Here is a 4,110-nt window from a genome sequence, read left to right as displayed (position 1 = left end):
CGCTACGACGACCTCGTGAAGCGCTTCACCGGGCAGGAGGTGCCCGCGACGGGCGTCTCCATCGGCGTCGACCGCCTTCTCGCCGCGCTGCGCGCCAAGGGGCGGCTGAGCGGGACGACGCAGGGCCCCGTCGTCGTCACCGTCATGGACCGCGACCGCATGGCCGAGTACCAGGCGATGGCGGCGGAGCTGCGCGCGGCGGGCATCCGGGCCGAGGTCTACCTCGGCAACCCGAAGAACTTCGGCAACCAGCTGAAATACGCGGACAAGCGGCAGAGCCCCGTCGCCGTCATCCAGGGTTCGGACGAGGCCGCGCGCGGCGTGGTGCAGCTCAAGGACCTGGTCCTCGGCGCGAAGCTCGCGCAGGAGGCGACGCTCGAGGAATGGAAGAGCCAGCCCGCCCAGACCGAGGTGGCGCGCGGCGACCTCGTGGCGGAGGTCCGGGCGCTTCTGGACCGCCACAGGTGACACCCAAGGCCGACATCCGCGCCGAGGCCGAAGCGCTTCAGGCGGTCTTCGTCCGCGCGGGCGCCGTGCCGGTCGAGGCGCCGCTGATGCTGTCGGCCGACCTCCTCCTCGACCTCTACGGCGAGGATATCCGCGCCCGCGCCTACACCACCGACGATCCCGACCGGGGCGAGATGATGCTGCGGCCGGACTTCACCGTGCCGGTCGTGCAGGCGCACATGGCCCACGGGGCCGAGCCCGCGCGCTACACCTATCTCGGCGAGGTCTTCCGCAAGCAGCCCGCGGGCTCGGGCCGGCCGTCGGAATACCTCCAGCTCGGCTTCGAGCTCTTCGGCGGCGGCGATCCGGCCGAGGCCGACGCCGAGGTCTTCGCGCTCTTCCACGCGGCGCTCGCGGGGCTCGGCCTGAGGCCCGTGACCGGCGACATGGGCGTGTTGATGGCCGCCATCGCCTGCCTCTCCACGACACCCGCGCGGAAGGCCGCGCTCCGCCGTCACGTCTGGCGGCCGCGCCGGTTCCGCGCCCTTCTCGACCGCTACACGGGCCGCGCGCCGATGCCCGCGGGCCGCGCGGACCTGCTCGCGCGCGTCGCCGCGATGGGCGCGGATGCCGTGATCGACGCCGCAGGGGCCGAGACGGGCCTGCGCAGCCGCGACGAGGTGGCGGCGCGGATCGCGCGGCTCGGCGAGGGTGCCGCCACGCCCCCGATCCCCGCCGCCGAGGCCGAGGTCCTGGGCGCCATCCTCGCGCTCAGGTCGACCCTCGCGGATGCCTGCGAGCGGCTCTTCGACATGTGCGTCGATCTCCCCGGCCTGACCCCCGTAGTCGAGCGCTTCGCCGCGCGGGCCGGGGCGCTGGGCCGGGCCGGGCTCGACCCCGCGGACCTGGCCTTCGAGGCGAGCTTCGGGCGCACCACGATGGAATACTACGACGGTTTCGTCTTCGGCTTCCTCGCGCCGGGCCGCCCGGACCTGCCGCCGGTCGCCACGGGCGGGCGCTACGACGCGCTGACTGCGCTCCTCGGACAGGGCCGCGCGATCCCGGCGGTGGGCGGCGTGATCCGCCCGGAACTCGTCCACGCCCTGCGCGCGGGAGGACGGCCATGACGCTGCGGCTCGGCCTGCCCTCGAAGGGGCGGCTCATGGACAAGACCTTCGACTGGTTCGCCGCGCGAGGCCTTCCGATGCGCCGCGCGGGGTCCGAGCGCGACTACGCCGCCGAGGCCGACGGCGCGGACGTGGAGCTGCGCCTCCTCTCGGCGGGCGAGATCCCGCGCGAACTGGCGGCGGGGCGCATCCACCTCGGCGTGACGGGTTCGGACCTCGTGCGCGAGCGCATCCCCGGCTGGGAGCAGGCGGTGGAGCCGGTGGCGGCCATGGGCTTCGGACACGCCGACCTCGTCCTCGCCGTCCCGGCCTGGTGGGTCGACGTGTCCACGCTCGACGACCTCGACGCGGTGGCGGCCGAGTTCCGCGCGCGCCACGGCTACCGGCTGCGGATCGCCACGAAGTATCACCGGCTGGTTAGGGAGTTCCTGCGCGATGCGGGCGTGGCCGACTATCGCCTCGTCGACAGCCAGGGCGCGACGGAGGCGACCGTCGCCCACGGCACGGCCGAGGCCATCGCCGACATCACCTCGACCGGCGAGACGCTGAGGGCGAACGGGCTGAAGATGCTGTCGGACGGCGTCGTCCATCGCTCGCAGGCGACGCTCTGGCGAGCGAAGCGCGCAGAGTGGGCTGAGCCGCATTCGGCTGAGTATGCGCGGCTGAAGGCGCGCCTGACGCTCTAGACCCTCACCGGGTCTCCGCTCGACGCATCGAAAGCGCATCACTCGTGGAAGGTCACATGCTTTCCGAGCAAGGGTGCGAGAAACTCCCTTACGGCACCGATCTCCGCTCCTACGTCGACGATCACGCCGACAGGTGCGTCGGGAAGTTCGGGTTCGCTTGTCAAACAGATCGGAGCACCGTCGAAATCGCTGAGTATCACGGATTCCGCGCCATCGTCCTGAACGCTTACCATTCTGAAATCCTGCAAGGACTCTCCGCCGTGAGAAACAATGACGTCCCAGGCTTCCGGCAGCCCCAGATCGAGCGTGCCGATCTCGACGCCGCGACCGCTTGGCCAGGAGAAATAGATATCTCCGCCCAGGCTCTTCTTTTGCCGCTCGGAGATCGTTTCGAGGTCTCTGCCGCGAAATTGGAGCGCCGAACGCTCCGGGAAAGACTTTCGCGCCTGGAAACCGAGATGTTTTTGTTCTCTAGCCATCGATAACCCTTACTGGAATCCTGACAAAGGCTCGGTTTTCCGGAACGTCCTCGACCCCGGCGTCGCCGTCTTCCCAGACCGCGCCGTCGATCCCGAAGAACTTTCTGTGGCGCGTCGGCGCGACATCCGTCTCGAAGGTATAGCCGTCCTGGTCAGGCGGCAAGGGGCCGACAAACGCCTTCACGCAAGCGGGACCGTTGCCCGCGGTGATGCGAGGCGATTTCCCCCAGAGATATCCCGTCGCTTCAACCATTCGCTGCTCGCCAGACGTTTTCGGGACACGCCTGTGGTATTCTTTACTCATGAATATATCGTTTTACTCGTCACACTTCAACCAAGCTACTCAGGGCCTGGCGATTGTCCAGACTGGAACGGGATCCGAAGTCGGATCAGAGCACCCCGATCTCGGCCAGCGCGGACTGGAGCTGCGGCGGCAGCGCCTCCTCGGCCTCGCGGCCGCGGGGCAGGTCGCGGGGGGCGTCGCCGGGCGCGAGGTAGCGCCAGCCCTGGAAGGGGAGTTTCGGCGTCGGGGCGACGCGGACCGCCTCGGGGTCGAGCACGATCCCGCAGCGCAGGATGCCGTCGCCGCGATCCACCTCGTCGAGTCGCAGGATGCGCTGGCGGCAGAGGACGAGGCCCTTGAACACCCAGTAGAGCGAGCCGCCGTTCAGCACCTCCTCCGAGCGCTTCGGCCACATCCGGGTGACATGGCGCGGCAGCCCGTCGGGGCCCTTCGCCCGCGCCGTCGCCTGCCAGTCGGTCAGGTCCTCCACCCGCTCCGCGCCGACGCAGAGCTTGACGAGGTGCACCCGACCGTCTGCCTCCGGCGTCTTGCCCACAGGTTTTCCCACAGAATCCTCCGTCCACTGCAACATATCGTAGGGCTGTTACGCGCCTCTGCAACCTGTTGAGAAATCCGGCGCCGGGGAGTATCTTGGTCGCCTGTCTTCCGGAGATGTGCAGATGACCCGTTTCGCCGCCCCGATCGCCGAAGCCATCTGGGACATGAAGTACCGCCTCAAGACCGCCGAGGGCCTCGCCCTCGACGAGACGGTGGAGGACACCTGGCGGCGAATCGCGCGCGCGCTGGCCTCCGTCGAGGCGACGCCCTCCGAGTGGGAGGGGCCGTTCTACGAGGCGCTCGAGGATTTCCGCTACCTTCCCGCTGGCCGGATCGTGGCGGGCGCGGGGACGGGGCGCTCGGTCACGCTCTTCAACTGCTTCGTCATGGGCACGATCCCCGACTCGATGGCAGGCATCTTCGAGAGCCTGAAGGAAGCGGCCCTGACCATGCAGCAGGGCGGCGGCATCGGCTACGACTTCTCCACCATCCGGCCGCGCGGCGCCCCGGTCTCGGGCGTGGCGGCGGAC

The 4,110-nt window shown here is 69.9% G+C and carries 7 protein-coding genes; 4 read left to right on the top strand and 3 right to left on the bottom strand.

Annotated elements, in window-relative coordinates:
* The 3 genes from ACTS11_RS04810 to hisG form a co-directional block, all read left to right on the top strand.
* A partial coding sequence (locus ACTS11_RS04810; RefSeq protein WP_442639208.1) for a His/Gly/Thr/Pro-type tRNA ligase C-terminal domain-containing protein occupies positions 1-468 on the top strand: 468 nt, incomplete at its 5' end.
* Complete coding sequence (locus ACTS11_RS04805; protein ID WP_442639207.1) at positions 465-1,574, top strand: ATP phosphoribosyltransferase regulatory subunit; 1,110 nt, start codon at positions 465-467, stop codon at positions 1,572-1,574. The genes ACTS11_RS04810 and ACTS11_RS04805, both read left to right, overlap by 4 nt.
* Positions 1,571-2,260: an ATP phosphoribosyltransferase gene (gene hisG, locus ACTS11_RS04800; protein WP_442639206.1), complete on the top strand. Its 690-nt coding sequence runs from the start codon at positions 1,571-1,573 to the stop codon at positions 2,258-2,260. Before ACTS11_RS04805 ends, hisG begins: the two co-directional genes overlap by 4 nt.
* Positions 2,261-2,298: 38 nt before the next feature.
* Here the strand turns inward: hisG and ACTS11_RS04795 are convergent, their stop codons facing one another.
* From ACTS11_RS04795 to ACTS11_RS04785, 3 genes are all read right to left on the bottom strand, one after another.
* Positions 2,299-2,739 carry a hypothetical protein gene (locus ACTS11_RS04795; RefSeq protein ID WP_442639205.1) on the bottom strand — a complete coding sequence of 147 codons (441 nt, stop codon included), beginning with the start codon at positions 2,737-2,739 and terminating at the stop codon, positions 2,299-2,301.
* Positions 2,732-3,043: a hypothetical protein gene (locus tag ACTS11_RS04790; RefSeq protein WP_442639204.1), complete on the bottom strand. Its 312-nt coding sequence runs from the start codon at positions 3,041-3,043 to the stop codon at positions 2,732-2,734. The genes ACTS11_RS04795 and ACTS11_RS04790 overlap by 8 nt, the downstream gene beginning before the upstream one ends.
* 85 nt (positions 3,044-3,128) lie before the next feature.
* Positions 3,129-3,548 carry a DUF1489 family protein gene (locus tag ACTS11_RS04785; RefSeq protein WP_442639203.1) on the bottom strand — a complete coding sequence of 140 codons (420 nt, stop codon included), beginning with the start codon at positions 3,546-3,548 and terminating at the stop codon, positions 3,129-3,131.
* Positions 3,549-3,702: 154 nt separating this feature from the next.
* On the opposite strand from ACTS11_RS04785, the gene ACTS11_RS04780 reads away from it, so the two are divergent.
* The coding region (locus tag ACTS11_RS04780) for a ribonucleotide reductase N-terminal alpha domain-containing protein (protein ID WP_442639202.1) at positions 3,703-4,110 on the top strand (408 nt) is incomplete at its 3' end.

This window comes from Roseicyclus sp., assembly GCF_052168335.1.
GTDB lineage: Bacteria > Pseudomonadota > Alphaproteobacteria > Rhodobacterales > Rhodobacteraceae > Roseibacterium.
The sequence above is the reverse complement of the archived record's forward strand: the minus strand, read 5'-3'. Positions and strand labels throughout refer to the sequence as shown.